The organism is Siccirubricoccus soli (assembly GCF_024178315.1).
Classification (GTDB): Bacteria; Pseudomonadota; Alphaproteobacteria; order Acetobacterales; family Acetobacteraceae; genus Siccirubricoccus; species Siccirubricoccus soli.
Genome location: NZ_JAMZIK010000091.1, coordinates 20,661 through 43,459, shown reverse-complemented (window position 1 = coordinate 43,459; position 22,799 = coordinate 20,661). Strand labels below are relative to the sequence as shown.

The window sequence follows — 22,799 nt, the reverse complement described above, 5'->3', positions numbered from 1 at the left end:
CGGCGTGCTGGTGGAACTGCTGCGCGACGTCCAGCTCATGCCTGCCCCGCTGCGGCCCGAGGATGCCGCGGCGATGCTGCGCCGGCTCGCCCTGTGGCCGGTGCTGGACGGCGTGCGCGGCCGCCCTGCATTGGATGTGCGGGCGGCGGTGGAGGCGCTGGTCCGGCTCTCCTGGCTCGCCGCCGATCTCGGGCCGCGGCTGATCGAGATGGACCTGAACCCGCTGCTGCTGCGCGCCGCCGGGCGCGGGGCGGTGGCGGTGGATGCGCGCGCCACCATCGGGGGAGAGAGCCCATGAGGATTGCCCGCCGCCCCTTGCTCGCCGCCCTGGCCCTGTCCCCCCTGGCCCTGCCCGCCCTGGCACGGGCGCAAACCGCCTGGCCCAGCCGGCCCGTCACCCTGATCGTGCCCTACCCGCCGGGCGGCTCCTCGGACAATGTCGCGCGGCCCATCCAGCTTCCGCTCTCTGCCGCGCTCGGCCAGAACATCGTCATCGAGAACCGGGGCGGCGCCGGCGGCTCCATCGGCGCGGCCGCGGTCGCCCCGGCGAAGCCGGATGGCTACACCCTGCTGGTCTGGCCGACCGCGGTGCTGACCATCAGCCCGCACATGATGCGCCTGCCCTACGACCCGGCGAAGGATTTCACCCCCATCGCCATGCTCGCCGCCTCGGATGGGGTGATGGCCATGCACCCCCGCGTGCCGGTTCGCACCATGCCGGAATTCCTCGCCTATGCCCGGGCCAACCCGGGCAAGCTGCGCTTCAGCAGCGCCGGCAACGGCACCATCACCCAGATGACCGGCGAGATCTTCGCGGATGCCGCCGGCATCAGGCTGGAGCACGTGCCCTATCGCGGCTCCGCCCCCGCCTTCACCGCGCTGCTCGCCGGCGAGGTGGAGCTGCAATTCGACCCTGTGGCGATTCCGGCGGTGAAGGATGGCCGCGTCATCGGCCTGGCCACCACCGGCGAGACGCGCAGCCCGGAGCTGCCGGAGCTGCCGACGCTGCGCGAGCTGGGCCTGTTCGGCCAGGGCGGCATTTCCTTCTTCGGCCTGGCCGGCCCCGCCGGCCTGCCGGTCGAGGTGGTGGACCGGCTGGTCGCGGCGCTCGGGCCCGTGCTGGCCCTGCCGGAGGTGGCGCGGGCGATGGCGCCGGTCGGGCTGCGGCCACGGCTGGAAGCGGGGGAGGCCTTCGCCCAGCGCATCGCGCAGGACCGGGCGATCTTTGGCGACATGGTACGGCGGACGGGAGCAAGGGCCGAATGAGCTACAGCGACATCAAGGTGTGGGACGAGGGCACGGTGCGCGTGGTGGCGCTCAACCGGCCGGACAAGGGCAATGCCATCACCAGGACCATGGCCGAGGAGGTGCAGGCGGCGATGACCGAGTTCGCCGCCTCCGGGCAGCGCGTCGCGGTGCTGACCGGCAGCGGCAGCAAGGCCTTCTCCTTCGGCGCCGACGTGACCGCGCCGCCGGAGCTGTGGCGCGCCGTGCCCAATGTCGGCTGGCAGACCGACAAGCCGCTGATCTGCGCGGTGGAGGGCTGGTGCATCGGCGGCGCGCTGGTGCTGGCGATGATGGCGGACCTCGCCGTCTGCGGCGCCCGCGCGAAGTTCTACTACCCCGAGGCGAAGCTCGGCCTGACCGGCGGCATGATCGCCGCGCTCCCCTCCCGCATCCCGCATAAATTCGCCATGGAGCTGATGCTGCTCTGCCGCACCTTCGACGCGGCGAAGTCGGAGCGCGTGGGGCTGGTGAACGAGGTGGTGGAGGAAGGCGGGGCGTTGGCCCGCGCGATCGAATGGGGGCAGGAGATCGCCGGCTTCGCGCCGCTTGTCACCGGCGCCATCAAGCGCATGGTGCTGGACGACATCCTGCCGCGCGGCCCTTCCGAGCAATGGGCGCTGCAGCTGCAGCGGCTGACGAAGATCCGCGAATCGGAGGATTTCAAGGAAGGCGTGGCGGCGTTCCGCGACAAGCGGCCACCGCAGTTCCGCGGGGAGTGATCGGGGCTCCGCCCCGGGCCGGCAGAGGGCGCTGCCCTCTGCACACCCGCCGGGGGGGCGGCACTGCCGGCAACGACCAGCCCCCGGACCCCGGTGTGAGCTTTCCGAGCCGTCGGACGCCGCACGCCATCGCCGTGTCGCCGTCCGGTCAGACGGCTTTCCCCAAAGCTTCACTGTTCCGCCAAGCGCCGCTCCGTCACACCCCCCGGGCGAGGGATGGGAAACCGGCATGCGGCGAGTCGTCATCACTGGCATGGGGATCGTCTGCCCGCTCGGCCAGGGGATCGAGCCGGTGTGGCGCCGGCTGCTGGAATCGCAGACCGGCATCGGCAGCCTGACGGCCTGCAACGCGGATGGCCTGCCCTGCCGCGTCGCCGGCCAGGTGCCGCCGGGCGTCTGGTCGGACCTGCCCGGCCGCCAGGCGCCGGACCGCGCCGACCGGGCCGGGCAGCTCGCCCTGCTCGCCGCCCGCCAGGCGCTGGCGGATGCCGGCTGGGCGCCCGCCGAGGAAGCGGCGATGGAAGCCACCGGCGTCTCCATCGGCTCCGGCTGCGGCGCCCTCGATGCCATCCATGAGGGCGCGCAGCGGCTGCAGAACGGCATCGCGCGGCGGCACCCGCAAGGGGTGCTGCCCGGCGCGCTGATCCACCAGCTCGCCGCCCAGCTCGCCGAGGCCTTCGCCTTCCTCGGCCCGCGCCGCGCCGTCTCCACCGCCTGCTCCTCCGGCGCGCATGCGCTGGGCGATGCAGCGCGGCTGATCGCCTGCGGGGAGGCGGAGGTGATGCTGGCTGGCGGCGTGGATGCCGCCATCAGCGAGCTCGGCATCGCCGGTTTCGCCGCGGCGCGGGCGCTCTCCACCGGCTTCAACGACACGCCCGCCCGCGCCTCCCGTCCCTGGGACCGGGAGCGGGACGGCTTCGTGATGGGGGAGGGGGCGGGGATGGTCCTGCTCGAATCCCTCGACCATGCCCGGCGTCGCGGCGCGCGCATCCATGCCGAGATCGCCGGCTACGGCATGTCCGGCGACGCGCATCACGTCACCGCCCCCGCCGCGGGCCATGCGGGCGCCGAGCGCGCCATGCGCGCCGCGCTGCGCCAGGCGGGGCTGGCGCCGGAGCAGGTGGGCTATGTGAATGCGCACGGCACCTCCACCCCGCTCGGCGACGATCTGGAGCTGGAAGCGGTGGAGCGCCTGTGGGGCGAGGCGGCGCGGGAGCTGGCCATGTCCTCCACCAAATCCGCGACCGGCCACATGCTGGGCGCGGCGGGGGCGGCGGAGGCGATCTTCTGCGTGCTGGCGATCCGCGACGGCGTGGCGCCGCCGACGCTGAACCTGGATGCGCCGAGCCGCGAGAGTCCGATCGACCGCGTGGCCTGGGTGGCGCAGGAGAGGCCGATCCGGGCGGCGCTGTCGAACAGCTTCGGCTTCGGCGGGACCAATGCCAGCCTGCTGTTCCGGGCGGCGTAACGCCCGGCGAAACCGCGGCGCCGCCCTGCCGGCGTGAGTGGAATTGCGCGGCATTGGAGCATTTTCGGCTCGCATGCGTTCCCCGAAAACGCTCTACGCCTGTGTTTGCAGAGCAGGTTCACGCCTTCGGGCAATGGCGCCCTGCGGCGATCTGCTCTGGAGGTTCGCACAGCCTGCCCTGTGCAGGGCGGCAGGCTGCGTCTGGGCCTAGAGCGTTTTCGGTTTACATGCGTTCACCGAAAACGCTCTAAGCCTGTGTTTGCAGAGTAGATTCACGCCTTCGCGCGATGCCGCCCTACGGCGATCTGCTCTAATCGGCGATCTACGGCCTGGCCAGCGCGTGCGGGAAGCTCGGCAGCAGCAGCTCCGCCAGCAGCCCGGCCAGCACCGGCAGCGCGATGGAGGCGATCAGCCGGATGAGGATGAAGCGCGGCCCCAGCACCGGCCATTCCCAGGCGATCACCCGATGGAAGCCGAGGATCGCCCAGCCGGAGACCAGCGCCACCACCTGCGGCCCGCCCGCGCCCGCCTTGATGAAGGTGAGCACCAGGGGGAAGGAGACGAAGGGCCCGCCCGGGATGAAGCCGCCGGCGAAGGAGGCGATGACGAGTCCCGTCAGCCCGCTCTCCGGCCCCAGCAGCCCGCTGCCGATATCGGCCGGGATCAGCTCTGCCAGGAAGGCCGCCATGGGCAGGGCGAGCGCCAGCAGCGGCAGGACCCGGACCACCGTCTGACCGGTTTCCCTGAGCGCGCGCTGCGCCGTCGGCAGGCCGCGCCGCAGGGTGAGGCCGAAGGCGATCAGCGCCACGGCGATGAGGAGGATCTGCCCCGGCGTCATGCCGGGCCCGCCCCGGGCGGCGACCAGCGGATCGGCACCCGCCGCGCCAGGACGCCGGCGATGAAGGGCAGGGGCAGGCCGCAGAGGAAGCGCAGCAGGGCGAAATCCGCACCGAGCAGCGGCACCTCCCAGACCAGCACCCGTTGCAGCCCGTTCAGCGCCCAGGCGACGATGAAGGCGATGAGGGCACCCCGGTCCGCCCCGCCCTGGGCCAGCACCAGCACCAGGGGGAAGGCGGCCATCGGCCCGCCCGGCATGGCCATGCCGGCAACCGTGGCCAGCAGCAGCCCGCGCATCCCGCTCTCGGCGCCCATCCACCTGGCCAGCACGCCGGTGGGGACGAGCTGCTTCAGGCTGCCCGCCAGCAACAGCCCCGCCAGCATGGCCGGCAGGATCACCAGGAAGAGGTCGGCGGCATTGCCGAGGGCGTGGCGGAAGGCGGCAGGGCCGCGGAGCTGATGGACCAGGGCGCCGGCCAGCAGGCCGATGGCGCCGATGATGACGGCGCTGGAATTGCGACGAAAGAAGGAAAGCATGCCCGCCCAGGCTGCGCCCAAGCCGCCTCGGCGGCAAGGGGCCCCCCAGCCGCCGGTCCCCGTCCCTGATGGCGTGCGGCGCCCTGGCGTGGCCTTGCTGGGCCGGCCCCCGGGAAGCCGCGCGGCGGCTCCGGGCCTACAGCCTGACGCTCTCGGTCCGGAAATGCTCCTCCGCGGTCTGCTGGAATTCGGTGTCCAGCACGAAGGCGGCGGCACCGGCCAGCAGGATGGCGAGGACGATGCCGGTGAGGACGGCTTTCACGGCGGAACTCCCTGTCGGATGCGGGTCCGTTCAGCCTATGGGTGCGCGGCCGGCCCGTTGCAAGGCCGTTTCCGCTGCCGCCAGCTCCTCCGCCGTATTGGCGTTGAAGAAGGGGTCCAGCGGCACCGCCGGCCATTCCGCCGTGGCGCAGCCGAAGCGGGCGGTCCAACGGTCGATCTTGCGCTCGCCCGCCAGCAGCGCCGCCCGCAACTCCCCCCGCAGCGCGACGGGCCAGAGGCCGATGGGCGGGTGCATCCAGCCGCCGGAGGCGGCGCAGGCCATGGGCACGCCTGCCGCCTGCCGGGCCGCTTCCAGCCGCGCTGCCAGGTCCGGCGGCAGGAAGGGCCCGTCCCCCGGCACGGAGAGCACCGTCGCCATCCCCGGCCGGTGCGCCGCCGCCCAGTCCAGCGCCGCCAGCACCCCGGCCAGCGGCCCGGGGTAGTCCGGCAGCGGGTCCGCCAGCACCGTCAGCCCGAAGGCCGCGAAGCGCGCCGGATCGCCATTGGCGTTCAGCACCACCTCCGCCACCTGCGGCGTCAGCCGTTCCAGGACATGCGCCAGCAGCGGCCGGCCTGCCAGCCTCCGCAGCGGCTTGTCCCCACCCCCCATGCGCCGCGCCAGCCCGCCGGCCAGCACCACGCCCAGCAAGCCTTGGTTCCTAGCTTCGGTCAAAGGCGCCGTTCCTCCGTCCCGGCCATGCATTCGCAGCGCGGGGTGGCGGGGCCGGGGTCAAGGATGGCCGCAGGCGGCGCAGAGCGTCCTTGAGGCCGGCCCTGCCACCCCGCGACACTCGGCGCATCCGGGCGCGCTCACGCCCCCTCCGCCTCCCGGCTGTTCTTCCGCCAGTGCTTCGCGCTCTCCTCCTCGACATAGGTCAGGTCCGCGTCGAAGACGATCCGCGCCTCGCCCGAGAGCGCGGTGAACCGCTTGCCCTTGCACCGCCCGATGAGCGTCACCCCCACCTCTCGCGCCAGCTCCACCCCCCAGGCGGTGAAGCCGCTGCGCGAGACCAGGATGGGGATGCCCATCCGCACCGTCTTGATCACCATCTCCGAGGTCAGCCGCCCGGTGGTGTAGAAGATCTTGTCGCCGCCAAGCGTGCCGCTGCGGAACATCCAGCCCGCGATCTTGTCCACCGCGTTGTGCCGGCCGACATCCTCCATATAGACCAGCGGCCGGTCGCGCTCGCACAGCGCACAGCCATGGATGGCGCCGGCTTCCAGGTAGAGCGTCGGCAGGGTGTTGATCCGGTGCAGCAGCCGGTAGAGCCAGCTCGTTCGGATCTCGGCCGAGGCCGGCAGCCGCGCCGCGGAGAAATCCTCCATCAGGTCGCCGAAGGCGGTGCCCTGGGCGCAGCCGCTGGTCAGGGTCTTCTTCTTCAGCTTCTCTTCGAAGTCGGTGCGGCGCTCGGTGCGCACCACCACCACCTGCAGATCGTCGTCGTACTCGACCGCCGTGACCCGGTCGTCCGGCCGCAGCATGCCCTGGTTCAGCAGGTAGCCCAGCGCCAGATCCTCCGGCCGGTCGAGGATCGTCATCATGGTGACGATCTCCTGCCCGTTCAGGTAGAGCGTCAGCGGCCGCTCCACCGTCACGCTCGCCTCGATGCGCGCGCCGGTGTGGTCCAGCCCGGTCACGCGGCGGGTCAGGCGGGGGTCGGCGGGGTCCGGCTGGACCAGCAGCTTCGCATCCATGGGAGAGAGGGTGGTGCGGCGCCCGGCCGGGCGCAACCGCCCCGCGGGGCAGGACGTTCGCCCCCGGAAAGGGAGAATGCCATGCCCCGCTACCTCTTCCCCGCCGAGGCCGGCATCGGCCCGGCCGGCGCCCTGCCCTCCACCGAAGCCGTGCTGGCGCGCTTCGCGGCGCTCGGCCTGCCGCATCAGGGTATCTCTGCCCGGTTGAAGGGGGATTGCCTGACGCTGGAGGGCGAGGTGGCGGATGGTGAGGCGCGGGAGCGCCTGGTGCTGGCCGCCGGCAACATGCCGGGGATCGCGGCGGTGGATGACCGGCTGGCGCCGCGGCACACGCCCAGCCTGCTGGAGAGCCTCGGCAGCTTCGCCCGCCTGCCCGCCGGCAGCGCCAGTACGGCGGCGGCGGAGGAGACGGTGCATGCGGCGCAGCCGGAGCCCGGGGAGCGCTTCGGGGCCGGCGGCAGCCTGTTCCACACCGTGGCGCCGGGCGAGACGCTGGAAGCGATTGCCGCGCGGCATTACGGCGATGCGCGTCGCGCCGTGGCGATCCTGGAGGCCAACCAGCCGATGTTGAGCGGGCCGGACGCGGTGCGGCCGGGCGTCGTGCTGCGGGTGCCGGAGCGCTAGAGCGGTTTCCGTTCGCACTGGCTCACGGAGCCCGCTCTAGGTTGTTGTTATAGCGAGCAAATACCTCCGATCAGATGCTTCCATCTGATCGGAATTTGCTCTAGCCCGCAGGGCTGGCGGCACCTCCCGCGCCGCGGCGAGGAGGCCGGGCGGGAGGCAGCGGCTGCCGCGCCTCCCATGCCCGCGTATCGTGTTCGGGGTCCCACCGCGCTGGTCGCGGTGGCGGGCTGCCAACCGCGCCTGGCAAAGCTGCTGCCCTGCGTCCTTCCGCGGCCATGCCACGGAAGGCTTGTGAAGCCTTGAAACCTTGGACAGTCCGCGGCGCACGCCCTCGCATAGCCGCGCAGCGGCTTCTTGGGGGTCGCATTCCCAACGCCGGCGCCGGACGCTCCCGTGTGGCGCCCAGGGCGCGGCGCCCGGCCTTCCGGCGCCGCCTCGCCTAGCTCGCCACCTCATCCGCCATGCGCGCGCCGCGGGTGCCCATCGGCCGCTCCGGCCCCGTCGTCGTGTCACGCGCCGTCTGGTGCTCCATCTCCGCATCCAGCTCCGCCCCCACCAGCACGACGGTGGCGGAGAGCCAGATCCAGGTCATGAAGCCGATGACGGCGCCGAGCGAGCCATAGGTCTCGTTGTAGCTGCCGAAATTCGTGACGTACCAGGAGAAGCCCAGGGAGAAGACCAGCCAGGCGAGGGAGGCGAAGGCGCTGCCCCAGCTCACCCAGCGCCATTGCGCCCGCTCCCGGCTCGGCCCGTAGCGGTAGAGGCAGGCGAGGAAGAGGCCCACCGCCAGCAGCAGCACCGGCCAGCGCGCCAGGCGCAGCACCGTCTCCAGCACCCCGTCCAGGCCGATGAAGGCGAGGGCGACCGGCAGCACCACCACCGCCGCCATGGCGAGCAGGATGAACAGGATGCCCGCCAGGGTGAAGGTCATGGTCACCAGGAGGCGGCGGAAGAAGCTGCGTTTCTCCTTCTCCTCATAGACCACGTTCAACGCATCCACGATCGCCTTCATCGCCTGGTTGGAAGACCAGAGCGAGGTGGCGAGGCCGATCAGCGCGCCGAAGCCGAGCGTGCCCTCGCCCTTCGCCGTGATGCGCTTCACCTGCTCCTCGATGATCTCCATGCCGCCGCCCGGCACGACGGAGCCGACGGCGCCGAGATGCTCGCTGATCGTCGCCGGATCGGCGAAGAGCCCGTAGAGCGAGACCAGCGCGGCGAGGGCGGGGAAGAGCGCGAGCAGGGCATAGAAGGTGACGCCCGCCGCCTCGGTCAGCACCCGGTCGTCGGAGACCTGGGAGACCGTCCGCTTCGCGATCGCCCACCAGCCGCGTGGCGGGATCTCCTCGGGCCGGGTCGCGTCGCGGCCATGGCTGCCGCCGCCGCGGGCACGGTCCCCGTGGCGATGACGGGCGCGGTGGGAGCGACCGGCATCCTTCTCCGCCCGCGGCGCGGCACGCCGCGGCCGGGCCGCCTCCGCAGGCGGCCGTGCCTCGCGGTTGAAGGCCGCCAGCAGCAGGCCGCCGGCCGCCAGGGCACCGAGCAGGAGAGGGCTGGGCTTCGGCTCCTTCATGGTCGTCGCCTCCGCTGGCTTCGGAATGTCGGCAGGCGAACGCTATGGCCGCGCGATGGTCGCGAGTTGCATGGCCGGCCGGGCCGGGGCATCTCGGCGCCGCCAAGGAGACGTGCCATGCCCCGCCTCGCCCGCCGCGCCCTGCCCATGCTCGCCGCCAGCCTTGCCGCGCCGGCCTTCGCCCAGACCTATCCCGACCGGACCATCACCCTGGTGGTGCCCTTCCTTGCCGGCGGCTCCACCGACATTGCCGCCCGCATCCTGGCGGAGCGGATGTCGGCGAAGCTCGGCCCGCAGGCGCGCATCGTGGTGGAGAACCGGGCCGGGGCCGGCGGCTCGGTCGGCAGCGAATGGGTGCGGCACCGCCCGGCGGATGGCTACACCCTGCTGCTCGCCTCGGCCTCCGCCCTCGGCACCAACCCGGCCGCCCTGCCGCAGCAGACGCCCTACGACCCGGTGGCGGATTTCACCCAGATCGCGGTCATCGGCGGCGGGCCCATCGTGCTGGTGGTGCCGGCGCAATCGCCCTTCCGCAGCGCGCAGGAGCTGCTGGAGGCGGTGAAGGCCAGGCCTGGCCACTACAGCTGGGCGACCAGCGGGGCAGGGGGCATCGGCCACCTCACCGGGGAGGCGATCAAGGTCGCCTATGGCGGGTTGCGGGCGGAGCACGTGCCCTATCGCGGCGGCTCCGCGGTGATGGAGGCGCTGGCCAAGGGCGAGGTGGACTACTCGCTGGAAGTGCTGGCCTCCACCGCTCCGCATATCCGGGACGGGCTGTCGCGCGGGCTGGCGGTGTCCTCCCTGCGGCGGCATCCGCTCTTCCCCGACATCCCGTCGCTGGACGAGGTGGGGCTGAGCGGCTTCGAGATCACCACCTGGAACCTGCTCGTGGCGCCGCGCGGCCTGCCGGAGCCCCTGGCGGCGCAGCTCTCGGCCGCGGCGAATGCGGTGCTGGCCGAGCCGGCGGCGGCGGAGCGGATGGCGGCGGCCGGGGTGGACCCGGCGGCGCCCAGCACCCCGGCCAGCAGCCGGGATTTCCTCCTGGCGGAGGTCGCCAAGTTCAAGGGCATCGTGGAGAAGGCGGGGCTGCGGCTGGGGCGGGGGTGAAGGCCAGGGGCTCTGCCCGTTGGCGGCAGCGCCGCCAACCCCGCCGGGGCCGGGACTTGGCCCCGGACCCCGGTCCGGGTTTCGGACCCGACAATGCAACCGCACGCTCGCACCCAAGCCCGGGCGCGGCCCATGCCGCTTGCCAAGCCTGCCGCCGCGGGCGGAGGGTGGCACCATGCGCCCCCTCCTCGTCCTGCCATTCCTGCTGCTGCCCCTGGCCGCCCTGGCCCAGACAGCCCCGCCGTCCGCCCGCGGCGCGGAGGCGCGCAAGGCCGAGCTCGACCGCGCCTTCGAGGCGTTGCGCAGCGCCCCGGACGAGGCCGGCGCCGCGCTGGTGGAAACCCGCATCCGCCAGCTCTGGGCCCAGGCCGCCTCCCCTGCCGTCACCCTGCTGCTGCGCCGCGGCGCCCGGAACTTGGAGGCGCAGTTGCCCGAGGAGGCGCTGGAGGATTTCGACGCCGCCATCACCCTCTCCCCGGAATTCGCCGAGGCCTGGCATCTGCGCGCCCAGGCCTATCTCCGCGCCGGCGACATCCCGGCCGCGGTACGCGACCTGCGAGAGGTGCTGCGGCTGGAACCGCGACACTGGGCGGCGCTGGAAACCCTGGCCGCGGCGCAGGAGGCCGCCGGGGATGCGGAGGGCGCGCTGCGCAGCCTGCGCGCCGCGCTGGAGATCAGCCCGAAGACCCCGGGCGGGGCGGAGAAGCTGCGGGAATTGCAGCGCAAGGCCGAGGGCGAGGCGCTCTGATCGTTTTGCACTCGCATAGGATGGCGTCCGTGTCATGCAACGGACGCAACCCGGCCATCCGCTTAAATGACGTGCCGGTAAGGTATCCCTTGGTATCCTCGTAAGGATCGCAGCATTCCGCTGCCGCCGGAGGGAGGCCAAGTGTCGGAAATTCTCACCATGCTGCCCTGGGCCTTCGGCCTCGTCGCCGCGGCGGCCGCTCTCACCCGCATGCGCTGAGGCCGCTGGCCCCGGCCCCCCTGGGCCGGCATGATGTGAGGGCAACCCGCGGATGGCCCCGGGCGCGGCCACGGCCCATCTTGTGGCCATGCCCGACATGCATCCCATGCCCGACCCCGATGCCGCCCGCTGGGACGCCGTCCTGGCCCGCGACCCCAGCCCCGCCTGCGGGGCCTTCCTCTATGCGGTGACGACGCAGGGGGTGTTCTGCCGCCCCGGCTGCCCCTCCCGTCCCCCGCTCCGCCGCAATACCCGCTTCTTCCCCGATGCCGCCGCCGCCGAGGCGGCCGGCTTCCGTGCCTGCCGGCGCTGCGACCCGAAGGGGGAGCGCGCGGCGCTGCACGCCGCCGCCATCCGCGCCGCCTGCGACCTGATCGAGGCGAGCGAGAGCCTGCCGAGCCTGGCCGCCCTGGCCGACCGCGCCGGCTATGCCCGGCACCATTTCCTCCGGCTGTTCAAGGAGATCACTGGCGTGACCCCACATTCCTACGGCCAATCCGTGAAGGCCCGCAGGCTGCAGGCGGCGCTCGCCGCCGGCGACCGGGTCGCCGAAGCCGTCGCCGGCGCCGGCTATGGCAGCGAAAGCCGCGTCTATGGCGCGCCCGGCCAGGTGCTGGGCATGACCCCCGGCGCCGCCCGCCGCGGCGGGGCAGGGGAGGTGATCCGCACCGCCACGGCGATGAGTGCCCTTGGCCCGCTGATGGTGGGCGCCACCGAGAAGGGCGTCTGCTTCATCGGCTTCGCCGAGGATTTCGAGGCGCTGGAGGGCGATCTCCGCCAGCGCTTCCCGGGAGCCCGGGTGGAGGCAGCGCCCGACTCCCTGGCCGAGGCGGTGCGCGAGGTGATCGCCTTCCTCGAGGAGCCGAAGGCCGCGCTTGCCCTGCCGCTCGACCTGCGCGGCACCGCCTTCCAGCGCCGGGTGTGGGAGGCGCTGCAGGCGATTCCCTTCGGCGAGACCCGCACCTATTCCCAGATGGCCGAGGCGATCGGCGCCCCTCGCGCGGTGCGGGCGGTGGCACGGGCCTGCGCGCAGAATCACGTCTCGCTGGCGGTGCCCTGCCACCGTGTCATCGGCCGGGATGGCGACCTGACCGGCTATCGCTGGGGCGTGCCGCGCAAGCGGGCGCTGCTGGCGAAGGAGAGGGCCGGGGCGGGCAAGGGCTGACCCCGGCGCCCTGTCGATTCGTTGCGGGAGGCGGCGACGAATGTTGCCATCCGCGTCCCGGCTCGCGCAGATTGCCCCGGCCAGGAATGGGAGAATCGGGGCCGGATGGATATCGTCGCACGCGCCAAGGGGCTGATCACGCGCCCGGCGGCGGAATGGGCCGTCATCGCGGCGGAGCCGGCCGATACGAAGAGCCTGTTCATGAGCTACGCCGTGCCGCTCTCGGCGATCCCGGCGGTGGCGGGCTTCATCGGCTCCCTGCTCTTCGCCCGCATGCTGGGCGGCATGGTGGGCGGGCTGGGCGTGGTCTTCAGCCCCATTTCCCTGCTGCTGAATGCCATTGCCGGCTATGTGCTGGGCCTCGCCGGGGTATGGGTCTGGGGCAAGATCATCGAGGCGATGGCGCCGCGCTTCGGCGGGCGGGGGGACGAGGTCTCCGCCATGAAGCTCGCCGTCTATGCGCCCACCGCGGCCTGGGTGGCCGGAATCTTCGCCCTGCTGCCGCCGCTCGCCGTGCTCGGGCTGCTCGGCCTCTACAGCCTCTACATCTTCTGGAAGGGCGTGCCGGTGGTGGTGGGCGTGCCGGAGGACCGGCGGCTGGCCTTCACCGCCGCGGTCATCGTCATCGGCTTCCTCCTCAACCTGCTGGCCGGGATGTTCGCCGGGATGTTCCTGCGCTTCTGAGGCGAGGCGAGGGCCCCTCGCATCCGGGGCCCGCGGCTCCGGCCGCGTCTGCTGGACGCTCCGCGCCGAAGCTGGTCTGATCCCTGCCAAGGCCGCCCGGCAGGAGCGGCATGGGAGGGAGGATCATCCATGCAGGCATTCCCCGGCCGGCGCGCCCTGGGCGCCGCCGCACTCGCCGCGCTGGCGCAGCCCGGCCTGGCGCAGAATGAGGCGGCGGCCTGGCCGAACCGCCCGGTGCGGCTGATCGTCGGCTATCCCGCCGGCGGCTCCACCGATATCTGCGCCCGCATCCTGGCCGAGGACTTCCGTACCCGCCTGCCCCAGCCGGTCCTGGTGGAGAACCGCACCGGCGCGAATGGCTCCCTCGGCGCGGCCTTCGTCGCCGCGGCGACGGACGGCCATGCGCTGCTGGTCAGCAACACCAGCACCATGACGGTGAACCACCTGCTCTATCGCGACACGCGCTACCACCCGCTGCGCGATCTGCTGCCCATCGCCACGATCACCATCAGCCCCTTCATCCTGGTGATCAACCCGCGCAACCCGCGCACCCAGGGCGTGCGCAGCCTGGCGGAGCTGGTCGCGCTGGCGCGGCGCCAGCCGGGGCGGATCAGCTATGCCTCGGCCGGTGTCGGCAACCTGCAGCACCTGCATATGGAGCAGCTCCTGGCGGCGGCCGGGGCGCAGATGCTGCACGTGCCCTATCGCGGCTCCTCCCTGGCGACCAATGCCCTGGTGGCCGGCGAGGTGGACGTGCTGCTGGACACGCCGACGACCGCCGGGCCCCTGCTCCAGGCCGGCACCTTCCTGGCGCTGGCCACCACCGGCGACGCCCGCTGGCGCGAGCTGCCGGAGGTGCCGACGGTGAAGGAGGCCGGCTACCCGGAGTTCAGCGCGGTCTTCTGGAACGGGCTGGTCGCCCCCGCCGGCACGCCGCCAGAGTTGGTGCAGCGCCTCTACGCAATGATGGAAGCGGTGGCGGAATCGCCCACGGCGCGCCCGCCGCTGCTGGCGCAGGGCGACATCTTCGTGCTCGACCCGGCGCGCTTCCGCGCCCGCATCGCGGAGGACATCGAGCGCAACGCCGCGGCGATCAAGGCCGCCGGCATCGAGATGCAATAGGCGCGCGCCCTACTTCACCATCGCCACCCGGAGGGAATTCGTGGTGCCCGCCGTGCCGAAGGGTACGCCCGCCGTCACCACGATCTCCTGCCCCTGGCTGGCGAAGCCTTCCTGCTGCGCGGCGCGCAGGGCGCGGTTCACCATCTCGGACATGGAGTGGATCTCGCTGACCACCAGCGAGTGCACCCCCCACACCACCGCCAGGCGGCGTGCCGTGGCCTCGGACGGCGTCAGGCCGAGGATCGGGCAATCCGGCCGGTCCCGGGCCACGCGGAAGGTGGTGGTGCCGGTGGAGGTGAAGGCCGCAATGACCTGCGCCTTGATGGTGTGCGCCACCTGCACCGCGGCCGCCGAGATGGCGCCGGCGCTGGTCGCCTCCGGCTCCGGCCGCCCGGCATCGGTCACCGACCGCCAGCCCGGGTCCTGCTCCACCCGCGCCACGATGCGGTCCATCATGTTCACCGCCTCGAAGGGATATTGCCCGGCGGCGGTCTCGGCCGAGAGCATCACCGCATCGGCGCCGTCGAAGACGGCGGTCGCCACGTCGGACGCCTCGGCCCGCGTCGGCGCCGGGGCGCCGATCATGCTCTCCAGCATCTGGGTAGCGACCACCACCGGCTTGCCCAGGGCGCGGGCGGCGCGGACGATGCGCTTCTGGATGAGCGGCACCTCCTCCGGCGGCAGCTCCACGCCGAGATCGCCACGCGCCACCATGACGCAATCGGTCAGCGCCAGGATGGCGTCGAGATTCTCGACCGCCTGGGGCTTTTCCATCTTCACCATGATGAGGGCGCGGCCGGCGGCGATCGCCTTGGCCTCCGCCACATCCTCCGGCCGCTGGACGAAGGAGAGGCCGATATACTCGATCCCCCGGTCGAGGACGAAGGCCAGGTCCTCCCGGTCCTTCTGCGTCAGGGCGGGGATGGGCAGCGCCACGTCCGGGACATTGACGCCCTTGCGGTCCGAGAGGGCGCCGCCGACCAGCACTTCCGTCTCCAGATGGTCGCCGCGCACCCGGGTGACGCGCAGCCGCAGCTTGCCGTCATCCAGCAGCAGGGTGGTGCCGATCTGGGCGGCCTGGATGATCTCGGGGTGCGGAAGCTGAACGCGGCGGACATCGCCCGGCGTGGGCGAGAGGTCCAGCCGGAAGGGCTGGCCGGCCTGAAGCTGCACCCGCCCGCCCTGGAAGCGGCCGACGCGCAGCTTCGGCCCCTGGACATCGGCGAGGATGCCGATGGGGCGCCCGACCTTCGCCTCCACCGCCCGGATGATGGCGATTCGCTCGGCATGGTCGGCATGCGAACCATGGGAGAAATTGAGGCGGAAGACATCGGCGCCGGCGCGGTGCAGCCGTTCGATCATCTCCGGGCTGCTGCTGGCGGGGCCGAGGGTGGCGACGATCTTGGTGCGCCGCCGGCGGCGCAGGGCGATGCGGGAGGGCATGCGGGGCAGTCCTTGCGGCGGCGGGTGGAGGTCCGGGCGAAGCTGGTGCGGCGCCAAGTCCAGCAGCCGGGCGAGTTCCGCGACGCGCTCCGCCGGCACGCGCTGCCATTGCGAGACGGCGGCGGGGGAGATGCCGAGGCCGGTGGCGATGCGGGTGACCATGCCGCGGCGGGCGAGGAGTTCTTCCAGGGTCGGGTCACGCATGGGCGGTACTTATATAATTTAAGTTGGGGCTGTCTTGCTTAAATTTGCCGGCGGGGGCGCTTTTCATCCCACTGCAATGCCGCACCTCCCTCTTGGGCGGGAAGGGGCAGAGGCGCTCTCAGCCGGCGCCCTCGGTGATCCGCAGCGCCCGCTCCATCGCCTCCACGAAGCCGCCGCAGCGTGCCATCCCGCTGCTGCCGTCCCGCTGCTGCCAGAGCAGGGTCACCGGCACCACCTCCCGCCCGCCGCGGCCGATGATCGGCCGGGCCCAGATGCGGAAGCGGATGCCCGCGCCATCCCATTCCCAGCGGGTCAGGCCGAGGAGGGGCGGCAGGGGCGGTATCGCCTGGGGCAGCATGGCGCCAGCCTATGGCGGCAGACTGAACAAATAAAGAACATAATCAGCGGATGAGCACCGCCCGCACATCATTCACATTGGTCAGGGTCGGGCCGGTCACCACCAGATCCCCCAGCGCCCGGAACAGGCCGGTGCTGTCATGCGCGGCCAGCGCCGCCCGCGGGTCCAGCCCCAGGGCGCGGGCGCGGGCCAGGCTCTCCGGCGTGGCGATGGCGCCGGCGCAGTCGGATTTGCCGTCGATGCCGTCTGTGTCGCAGCAGAGCGCCCAGATATCGGGGTGGCCTTCCAGCGCCAGCGTTAGGCCGAGCAGGGTCTCCGTCCCCCGGCCGCCCTCGCCGGCCGGGCCGGCGATGGTCACCGTCGCCTCTCCGCCCGAGAGGATGACGCAGGGGGGGGGCACCGGCAGGCCATGGGTGGCGGCGGAGAGGGCAATGCCGCCCAGCACCCTGCCCATCTCCCGGGCTTCCCCCTCCAGTGCATCGCCGAGGATCAGCGGCGCCAGCCCCGCCGCCCGCGCCGCCTCCGCCATGGCCCGCAGCGCCAGCATGGGGGTGGCGATCATCCGCAACTCCGCCCCGGCCAGCCGCGGGTCGCCGGGCTTCGGGCTTTCCTCCACGGCCGCCGCCAGGTGGCGCGTCACCGCCTCGGGCAGCGTCATGCGGTAATGCGCGACCAGGGCGCGGGCCTCGGCGAAGCTGGTCGGGTCCGGCACGGTGGGGCCGGAGGCGATGACCGCCGGATCGTCCCCCGGCACGTCGGAAATGGCGAGCGTCACCACCCGCGCCGGATGCGCCGCCGCCGCCAGCCGCCCGCCGGAGAAGGCGCTGAGATGCTTGCGGATGCAGTTCATCTCGGTGATCGGGGCGCCGCTCCGCAGCAGCTCCCGGTTCACCGCCTTGAGGTCGTCCAGCGTCAGGCCAGGGGCGGGCAGGGTGGAGAGGGAGGAGCCGCCGCCGGAGACGAGGAACAGCACCAGATCCTCGGGCGAAAGGCCGCGGACCAGATCCAGCATCTCCGCCGCCGCCGCCGCGCCGGATTCGTCCGGCACCGGATGGGCGCCGAAGCGGAGGGCGATACGGCGGCCGGGCGGCGGGTCCGGCAGGTCGGCGCCATGCGGGGCGATGACGAGGCCGGTGAGCGGCACGCCGGCCCAGGCGCGCTCCACCGCCAGCGCCATCTTCGCCGCCGCCTTGCCGACGCCGATGACGAGGATGCGGCCGTTTCGCGGCGGCTCCGGCAAATGCGGCGGCAGGGAGACCAGCGGGTCCGCCGCCGCCAGCCCGGCCTCGAAGAGGCGCCGGAGCGCCGCCCGCGCGGTTGCGTCATCCCAGGCCATCGGCTGCCCCCCCTGCTGCCCCGCCTATGTCCCGCAGCGGCGGCGGGGCGGCAAGCTTCGGTCAGCGGGGGCAATCCCGCCCCGCGCTCCTGCCCTCTGGCAGCCCCCTTGGCAGCCCCCCCTGGCAGCCCCGCGCCCCTTGCCCCAAATTAGTGCGGACCGAGACCGGCGCCGCGCGCGAGGAGGGACCCATGGCTGCACCCGAGATGGACGAGAAGACCCGCACCGAGCTGGAGGCGGCCGCCTTCCGCACCCTGGTCGCGCACCTGCGGGAGCGCACCGATGTGCAGAACATCGACCTGATGAACCTGGCGGGGTTCTGCCGGAACTGCCTGAGCAAATGGTATCGGGCGGAGGCCGAGGCGAAGGGCATTCCGCTGAGCGACCCCGATGCGCGGGAGATCATCTACGGCATGCCCTACAAGGAATGGCAGGCGAAGTATCAGAAGGAGGCGACGCCGGAGCAGAAGGCGACATTCGCCGCCAGCAATCCGGGGCACTGAGGCTTTCCCCACGACCTTGCTGCGCAACGCCGCGAGGGCAGTGGGCGGGCCGGGCTCAGGCGGGGCGCTGGACGCCCGGTGGGGGCAGGGGTGCTGCCTTGGTCATTGATCCCTCCCCCCCGGGCCGGGTATTCCCCCGCCCTTCTTCTCTGGGGGAGTGGGGATGAGCGAAGCTGAGGCAGCGGCGAACCGGGCACGGACCGACGATCCGGAGGTGGGCGGCATCGCCGTGGACCGGCTGCGCTCGATCATCGAGCGCATCGAACGGCTGGAGGAGGAGCGCAAGGCCTTGGCCGGGGACATCAAGGACATCTTCGCCGAGGCGAAATCCGCCGGCTTCGACGTGAAGGTGATCCGCCAGATCATCTCCATCCGGAAGAAGGAGCCGGCTGAGGTGGAGGAGCAGGAGACGCTGCTCGACCTCTATCGCCGCGCGTTGGGGATGTAGCGTGTCCGATCGCCCGAACGACAGTGAGGGCGTGAAGCGGTCGGGTCAGGCCGGCATGGGCATGGGCGGGGCCATCCATGGCTGGCACGCCCATCTCTACTACCGCACGCCGGCGGAACCCACCCTGGCGGCGGCGGTCCGGGCGGAGATCGCGGCGCTGTTTCCCGTCGCGGTGCTCGGCCGCTGGCGGGACGAGCCGGTGGGGCCGCACCCGGCGCCGATGTACCAGGTGGCCTTCGGGCCGGACCTCTTCCCCGCCTTCCTGCCCTGGCTGGCGCTCAACCGCCGCGGCTTGGCCGTGCTGCTGCACCCGGAGACCGGGCGGCAGCGCGCCGACCATTCGCTGCATGCCCTGTGGTGCGGCGAGATCCTGCCGCTGAAGCTCGACCTGCTGCCGGAATAGCCGCCGTAACGCAAAAAGGCCGGGCATGGCCCGGCCGTTCCGCCTTTGCGTCCTCGGCGCCGGGCCGCAGCCCGGCCGGGGCTATTTGATCTTCGCCTCGCGGAATACGACGTGCTTGCGCACGACCGGGTCGTACTTCTTCAGCTCGAGCTTGCCGGTGGCGGTGCGGGTGTTCTTCTTGGTGACGTAGAAGAAGCCGGTCTCGGCGCTGCTCACCAGCTTGATCTGGATGGTGTTGGTCTTGGCCATGGGAGCCCTGCTAATGCCTTGGGCCGCTGGGCGGCCGAGAAAGGGAGGGGGTGGAAACTAGCCTGGAAATCCCGCAGGTCAAGCCTTGCGCGACAATTCGCCCCGGGGACCGGGGCTGGGCCCGGCTATCGCCGCCCCCCGATCGCCGTCTCATAGGCCTCCGCCACCTCCAGCAGCGTCTGGGCGGCGGACTCGTCGGAGGGCCGCCCCTCTGCCGGCGGGCAGGCGCTGCGCAGCGTCGCCACCTCCGCCTCAGGCAGCGGCGCCCGCAGCGCCCGGGCGCGGGCCAGCACGGGCGCCATCGGCGAAGGCTGCCCCTGCCGCAGCCCGGTCAGCGCCGCCTGGGTCGCCTCCGTGCCGAGGCTGGTGCACAGCATGGGCAGCACGCCGAGCCCCTGGATTGGCCAGCCCAGCGGCGCCAGGACGCGGGACCAGCTCACCAGCAGCTCCGCCCCGTTGGGCAGCGGCACCACGAGCTGGATCAGCCCCTTGCCCATGGTGGCGCTGCCCACCACCACCGCCCGGCCGCGATCGGCCAGCGCCGCCGCCACGATTTCCGCCGCGGAGGCGGTGCGGCCATCCACCAGCACCACCACCGGCAGCCCCGCCGTCAGATCGGGACCGGAGGCTTCCCAGACCCGCACCGCATCGGGATGCCGGCCGGAGGTCCGGGCAAGGACCCCATCCGAGAGGAAATTCCCCGCCACCGCCGCCGCCTGGCCCAGCAGCCCGCCGCGGTTGCCGCGCAGATCCAGCACCACGCCGCGCGGCCGCGGCCCGCGCAGCCCTTCCCGCAGCGCCACCGCCATCCGCGCTTCGGTGAGGCCGGAGAAGCTGTGCAGGCGGATCCACAGCACCTCCTCCCGCCGCTCCGCGGCCAGCGGCTCCGCCACCGCGGGGATGCGGCGCAGCACGAGCTGGAAGCGCCGGCGGCCGCGCGCCAGGCTCAGCGTCACCGGGGTGCCGGCGGCGCCTTCCAGCAGCAGCGCGGCCTCCGCCAGGTTGCGGGCGGAGACCGGCACGCCCTCCACCGCCAGCAGCCGGTCCCCGGGGCGGAGCCCGGCCCGGGCGGCCGGGCCGTCCGGCGCCAGCGCCGCCACCACCACCTCCCGCCCCCGCCCCGCCGCCAGGCTGAAGCCGAGCCCGGCCTGGCCGACGCGGCGGGTGCGGGAGGCCAGGGCCTCGGCCGGGGAGACGTAACGGCTATAGGGGTCCAGGTGGTTGAACAGCTCTTCGAAGGCGGAGCGCAGCATCGCCTCCTGCCCCGCCCGGCGCAGCGCCGGGGAGGCGCGCCAGCCTGCCTCGAACAGCGCCGCGAGCGCCAGTCCGAGCGGCACGGCGGCCGCTTCGGGCGAAGTGCCGGGCGGCAGGGCGGGGACCGGGCGGCTGGCCAGCGGGCGGTCCGGGCGGGAGAGCAGCAGGGTGCCGGCGCGCAGCTCCGGCTTCAGCTCCGGGTCCAGCACGGCCAAGCCGCGCAGCGACCAGAGGCCGAGCTCCGCCGGCGTCGCGGCATCCAGATGCCGTTCCAGCACCATGCCGAGGGCGATGGCGAGGACGGATTGCACTTGGTCCCGCGCGAAGCCCGGCTCCTCCACCGCCCCGGCGCCGAGCGGCCGGAGCAGCAGCCAGAGGATCAGCGCCGCCGACGCGAGGACCGTGCGACGCGGGGCGGTGGCATGCCCTGCAGCAGGTGGAACACCATGCCGCCGGTCAGCGGATTGGCCTCCGCAAGCCTGGCCTCCACCGCCTCGCCCAGGGCGAAGCGCAGCCCAGACCTTTCCCCGGCCAAGGCCTGACGGCCTTCGTCCAGTACCCATCGATCATCCGGCAGAGAGTTGAGCGGCACGAGTCCGCTCGCGCCATTCGCCAATACGGTGACGAAGAGGCCGAAGCGTGTCACGTTGGAAATGCGTGCCGCGAACACCTCTCCGACGTGCTGTGCCATGAAGGCCGCAAGATAGCGTTCCACCGCGTCACGTTCCGCCGCCGCGGCGCGGCGTTCGGTCGCGGTGATGTGTTCGCCGCTGTCCGGGAAGCGCGCCGCTTCCTCCTCCGCAAGCCCATCCGGGCCGAGCTTCAGCCCGCGGATCAGGGCGCGATGCACCAGCAGGTCGGCATAGCGGCGGATCGGGCTGGTGAAATGGGCGTAGCGCGGCAGGGCCAAGCCGAAATGGCCGATATTGTCCGGGGCGTATTCCGCCTGGGACTGGCCGCGCAGCACCGCCTCATGCACCAGCGGGGCTTCCGGCAGGTCGCGCGTCTGCTCCAGCACCTGGGCGAAATTGCGCGGCTGCACCTGGTCCCCGGGCGGCAGGGTGATGCCGAAGCTGCCGAGGAATTGCCGCAACCCTTCCAGCTTGCGGTCGGCCGGCCGGTCATGGATGCGGTACATGCAGGGCTGGCCCAGCCGCTCCAGCTCCTCGGCCGCCGCCACATTCGCCAGGATCATGAACTCCTCGACCAGCCGGTGGCTGTCGAGCCGGGCGCGGGGCTCGACGGCCAGCACGCGGCCCTCGGCGGAGAGCCGGACACGGCGCTCCGGCACGTCGAGATCGAGCGTGCCGCGCGCCTCGCGGGCGGCGGACAGCGCCCGGAAGGCGCCGTAAAGGGCCTCGCGCGTGCCGGCCGGGTCGGCGCCCGTCTCCACCTCCTCATAGGTCAGGCGGGCGGCGCTGCGCATGATGCCCCGGCCGAAACGGTGAGCGAGCTTGCGGCCGACGGCGTCGATGCGGAGCTCGGCGAAGAGGCAGCCGCGATCCTCGCCAGGCTTCAGGCTGCACCAGCCATTGGAAAGCGCCTCGGGCAGCATGGGCACGACGCGGTCGGGGAAATAGACGCTGTTGCCGCGCGTCCAGGCCTCCCGGTCCAGGGCCGAGCCGGGCGTCACGTAATGCGCGACATCGGCGATGGCGACCATTAGGCGCCAGCCGCTGCCCTCGGCCTCCGCCCAGACGGCGTCGTCGAAGTCGCGGGCATCCTCGCCGTCGATGGTGACGAGGGGCAGGGGGCGGAGATCCTCCCGCCCTTCGGGGCCGATGCCGCGGGCGCGCTCCGCCTCGCGCAGCGCCTCGGCAGGGAAGATCTCCGGGATGCCATGGGCGTGGATGCAGAGGAGGGAGACGGAGCGCGGCTCCCCCATCCGTCCCAGCCGTTCGACGATGCGCGCCGGGCGGGGGCCGAGGGGACGGCTGGGTAAGGGTTCAGCGAGGACAATCTCGCCCGGCTCGGCGCCGTTGGCCTCGCCGGGAGGCACCTGCCATTCCGCCTTGTGGCGGCGATCGGTCGGGATGAGGCGGCCTTCCTCATATACGCCGAGGATGCGCGCCGGCGTGCCGCCGCCGATGCGCTTCATCGTCCGGCCTTCGTACTTGCCGCCGCCGATGAATTTCAGCCGCGCCAGCACCCGTTCGCCGGGCGCCAGCGCCGCCTGGCCGGCTGCCTCGGGGCGCATGTAGATGAGGGGCGTGCGGCCCTGCTCCGCCTTCCAGCCCAGCGGGCGGGCGAGGGGGTCGCCATCCGGGTCGATGCCGAAGACCTCCACCGGCAGCACCTCCGGCAGCCGGTCGCCGCGCGGCGGCGGCACGAAGGCGCCCTCGGCTTCCAGCGCCTTCAGCATCACGCGCAGCGCGGGGCGCTGTTCGGCGGTCAGGCCGAAATGCCGGGCGATGTCGTTCTTGCCGAGACGGTCCGGGCTTTCGGCCAGGAGGCGGCGGATGTCGGCCTTGCTGGGAAGGGGATTGGGGGGCGCCATGGCGTTACTGCGGGCTCCGCCCCCGAGCCCCCGCCAGGGGGTGGACCACCCCCCGGACCCC

Annotated in this window: 25 protein-coding genes; 13 read left to right on the top strand and 12 right to left on the bottom strand. The window is 72.9% G+C overall.

Annotated features, from left to right (window positions below; translation table 11 throughout):
• From NJ376_RS15010 to fabF, 4 genes are all read left to right on the top strand, one after another.
• The coding region (locus NJ376_RS15010) for an acetate--CoA ligase family protein (RefSeq protein WP_252954099.1) at positions 1-298 on the top strand (298 nt) is incomplete at its 5' end.
• Positions 295-1,266: a Bug family tripartite tricarboxylate transporter substrate binding protein gene (locus NJ376_RS15005; protein WP_252954098.1), complete on the top strand. Its 972-nt coding sequence runs from the start codon at positions 295-297 to the stop codon at positions 1,264-1,266. The genes NJ376_RS15010 and NJ376_RS15005, both read left to right, overlap by 4 nt.
• Positions 1,263-2,006 carry an enoyl-CoA hydratase/isomerase family protein gene (locus tag NJ376_RS15000; RefSeq protein WP_252954097.1) on the top strand — a complete coding sequence of 248 codons (744 nt, stop codon included), beginning with the start codon at positions 1,263-1,265 and terminating at the stop codon, positions 2,004-2,006. The genes NJ376_RS15005 and NJ376_RS15000 overlap by 4 nt, the downstream gene beginning before the upstream one ends.
• Positions 2,007-2,235: 229 nt before the next feature.
• The gene (gene fabF, locus NJ376_RS14995; RefSeq protein WP_252954096.1) at positions 2,236-3,474 is read left to right on the top strand and encodes a beta-ketoacyl-ACP synthase II; all 1,239 of its coding nucleotides are present in this window, start codon (positions 2,236-2,238) and stop codon (positions 3,472-3,474) included.
• Positions 3,475-3,796: 322 nt separating this feature from the next.
• Here fabF and NJ376_RS14990 read toward each other — a convergent pair whose 3' ends face one another.
• The 5 genes from NJ376_RS14990 to fdhD all read right to left on the bottom strand — a co-directional run bounded on the left by NJ376_RS14990 (position 3,797) and on the right by fdhD (position 6,804).
• A complete protein-coding gene (locus NJ376_RS14990; RefSeq protein WP_252954095.1) occupies positions 3,797-4,312 on the bottom strand; it encodes a permease in 516 nt (171 codons plus the stop codon).
• Positions 4,309-4,848 (bottom strand): hypothetical protein, encoded by a 540-nt coding sequence (locus tag NJ376_RS14985; RefSeq protein WP_252954094.1) that lies wholly within the window; start codon positions 4,846-4,848, stop codon positions 4,309-4,311. The genes NJ376_RS14990 and NJ376_RS14985 overlap by 4 nt, the downstream gene beginning before the upstream one ends.
• Positions 4,849-4,984: 136 nt before the next feature.
• Positions 4,985-5,110 carry a hypothetical protein gene (locus NJ376_RS28740; protein WP_256476367.1) on the bottom strand — a complete coding sequence of 42 codons (126 nt, stop codon included), beginning with the start codon at positions 5,108-5,110 and terminating at the stop codon, positions 4,985-4,987.
• 30 nt (positions 5,111-5,140) lie between these two features.
• A complete protein-coding gene (mobA, locus tag NJ376_RS14980; protein WP_256476366.1) occupies positions 5,141-5,782 on the bottom strand; it encodes a molybdenum cofactor guanylyltransferase MobA in 642 nt (213 codons plus the stop codon).
• A 137-nt stretch (positions 5,783-5,919) separates the two neighbouring features.
• On the bottom strand, positions 5,920-6,804 hold the full coding sequence (fdhD, locus tag NJ376_RS14975) for a formate dehydrogenase accessory sulfurtransferase FdhD (protein WP_252954093.1): 885 nt from the start codon (positions 6,802-6,804) through the stop codon (positions 5,920-5,922).
• Between the two features lie 81 nt (positions 6,805-6,885).
• Here fdhD and NJ376_RS14970 point away from each other — a divergent pair, with 81 nt between their 5' ends.
• Complete coding sequence (locus tag NJ376_RS14970) at positions 6,886-7,428, top strand: LysM peptidoglycan-binding domain-containing protein (RefSeq protein ID WP_252954092.1); 543 nt, start codon at positions 6,886-6,888, stop codon at positions 7,426-7,428.
• 439 nt (positions 7,429-7,867) lie between these two features.
• On the opposite strand, the gene NJ376_RS14965 is transcribed toward NJ376_RS14970, so the two are convergent.
• Positions 7,868-8,998, bottom strand: a complete 1,131-nt coding sequence (locus NJ376_RS14965) for a YihY/virulence factor BrkB family protein (RefSeq protein WP_252954091.1) — start codon at positions 8,996-8,998, stop codon at positions 7,868-7,870.
• Positions 8,999-9,115: 117 nt separating this feature from the next.
• Here NJ376_RS14965 and NJ376_RS14960 point away from each other — a divergent pair, with 117 nt between their 5' ends.
• The 5 genes from NJ376_RS14960 (at position 9,116) to NJ376_RS14940 (ending at position 14,043) form a co-directional block, all read left to right on the top strand.
• Positions 9,116-10,105 carry a Bug family tripartite tricarboxylate transporter substrate binding protein gene (locus tag NJ376_RS14960; RefSeq protein ID WP_252954090.1) on the top strand — a complete coding sequence of 330 codons (990 nt, stop codon included), beginning with the start codon at positions 9,116-9,118 and terminating at the stop codon, positions 10,103-10,105.
• A gap of 175 nt (positions 10,106-10,280) precedes the next feature.
• Positions 10,281-10,853 carry a tetratricopeptide repeat protein gene (locus tag NJ376_RS14955; protein ID WP_252954089.1) on the top strand — a complete coding sequence of 191 codons (573 nt, stop codon included), beginning with the start codon at positions 10,281-10,283 and terminating at the stop codon, positions 10,851-10,853.
• Between the two features lie 325 nt (positions 10,854-11,178).
• Positions 11,179-12,237 carry a bifunctional DNA-binding transcriptional regulator/O6-methylguanine-DNA methyltransferase Ada gene (ada, locus tag NJ376_RS14950; protein WP_252954088.1) on the top strand — a complete coding sequence of 353 codons (1,059 nt, stop codon included), beginning with the start codon at positions 11,179-11,181 and terminating at the stop codon, positions 12,235-12,237.
• A 105-nt stretch (positions 12,238-12,342) separates the two neighbouring features.
• On the top strand, positions 12,343-12,921 hold the full coding sequence (locus NJ376_RS14945; protein ID WP_252954087.1) for a Yip1 family protein: 579 nt from the start codon (positions 12,343-12,345) through the stop codon (positions 12,919-12,921).
• A 129-nt stretch (positions 12,922-13,050) separates the two neighbouring features.
• Positions 13,051-14,043: a Bug family tripartite tricarboxylate transporter substrate binding protein gene (locus tag NJ376_RS14940; protein ID WP_252954086.1), complete on the top strand. Its 993-nt coding sequence runs from the start codon at positions 13,051-13,053 to the stop codon at positions 14,041-14,043.
• A gap of 9 nt (positions 14,044-14,052) precedes the next feature.
• Here NJ376_RS14940 and pyk read toward each other — a convergent pair whose 3' ends face one another.
• From pyk to NJ376_RS14925, 3 genes are all read right to left on the bottom strand, one after another.
• The gene (gene pyk, locus NJ376_RS14935; protein ID WP_252954100.1) at positions 14,053-15,486 is read right to left on the bottom strand and encodes a pyruvate kinase; all 1,434 of its coding nucleotides are present in this window, start codon (positions 15,484-15,486) and stop codon (positions 14,053-14,055) included.
• Positions 15,487-15,808: 322 nt separating this feature from the next.
• Positions 15,809-16,048: a hypothetical protein gene (locus tag NJ376_RS14930; protein ID WP_252954085.1), complete on the bottom strand. Its 240-nt coding sequence runs from the start codon at positions 16,046-16,048 to the stop codon at positions 15,809-15,811.
• A 43-nt stretch (positions 16,049-16,091) separates the two neighbouring features.
• Positions 16,092-17,384, bottom strand: a complete 1,293-nt coding sequence (locus tag NJ376_RS14925) for a glycerate kinase type-2 family protein (RefSeq protein ID WP_252954084.1) — start codon at positions 17,382-17,384, stop codon at positions 16,092-16,094.
• Positions 17,385-17,575: 191 nt separating this feature from the next.
• Here NJ376_RS14925 and NJ376_RS14920 point away from each other — a divergent pair, with 191 nt between their 5' ends.
• From NJ376_RS14920 to NJ376_RS14910, 3 genes are all read left to right on the top strand, one after another.
• Positions 17,576-17,887, top strand: a complete 312-nt coding sequence (locus tag NJ376_RS14920; RefSeq protein WP_252954083.1) for a DUF1244 domain-containing protein — start codon at positions 17,576-17,578, stop codon at positions 17,885-17,887.
• A gap of 163 nt (positions 17,888-18,050) precedes the next feature.
• Positions 18,051-18,335 carry a DUF2312 domain-containing protein gene (locus NJ376_RS14915; protein ID WP_149536923.1) on the top strand — a complete coding sequence of 95 codons (285 nt, stop codon included), beginning with the start codon at positions 18,051-18,053 and terminating at the stop codon, positions 18,333-18,335.
• Position 18,336: 1 nt separating this feature from the next.
• Positions 18,337-18,738, top strand: a complete 402-nt coding sequence (locus tag NJ376_RS14910; RefSeq protein WP_252954082.1) for a DOPA 4,5-dioxygenase family protein — start codon at positions 18,337-18,339, stop codon at positions 18,736-18,738.
• Positions 18,739-18,819: 81 nt separating this feature from the next.
• Here the strand turns inward: NJ376_RS14910 and rpmG are convergent, their stop codons facing one another.
• The 3 genes from rpmG to NJ376_RS14895 all read right to left on the bottom strand — a co-directional run bounded on the left by rpmG (position 18,820) and on the right by NJ376_RS14895 (position 22,738).
• A complete protein-coding gene (gene rpmG / locus NJ376_RS14905) occupies positions 18,820-18,987 on the bottom strand; it encodes a 50S ribosomal protein L33 (RefSeq protein ID WP_252954081.1) in 168 nt (55 codons plus the stop codon).
• A 125-nt stretch (positions 18,988-19,112) separates the two neighbouring features.
• Positions 19,113-20,582 carry a S41 family peptidase gene (locus NJ376_RS14900; RefSeq protein WP_252954080.1) on the bottom strand — a complete coding sequence of 490 codons (1,470 nt, stop codon included), beginning with the start codon at positions 20,580-20,582 and terminating at the stop codon, positions 19,113-19,115.
• Positions 20,583-20,620: 38 nt separating this feature from the next.
• Complete coding sequence (locus NJ376_RS14895) at positions 20,621-22,738, bottom strand: ribonuclease R family protein (RefSeq protein ID WP_252954079.1); 2,118 nt, start codon at positions 22,736-22,738, stop codon at positions 20,621-20,623.
• Positions 22,739-22,799 lie beyond the last annotated feature (61 nt).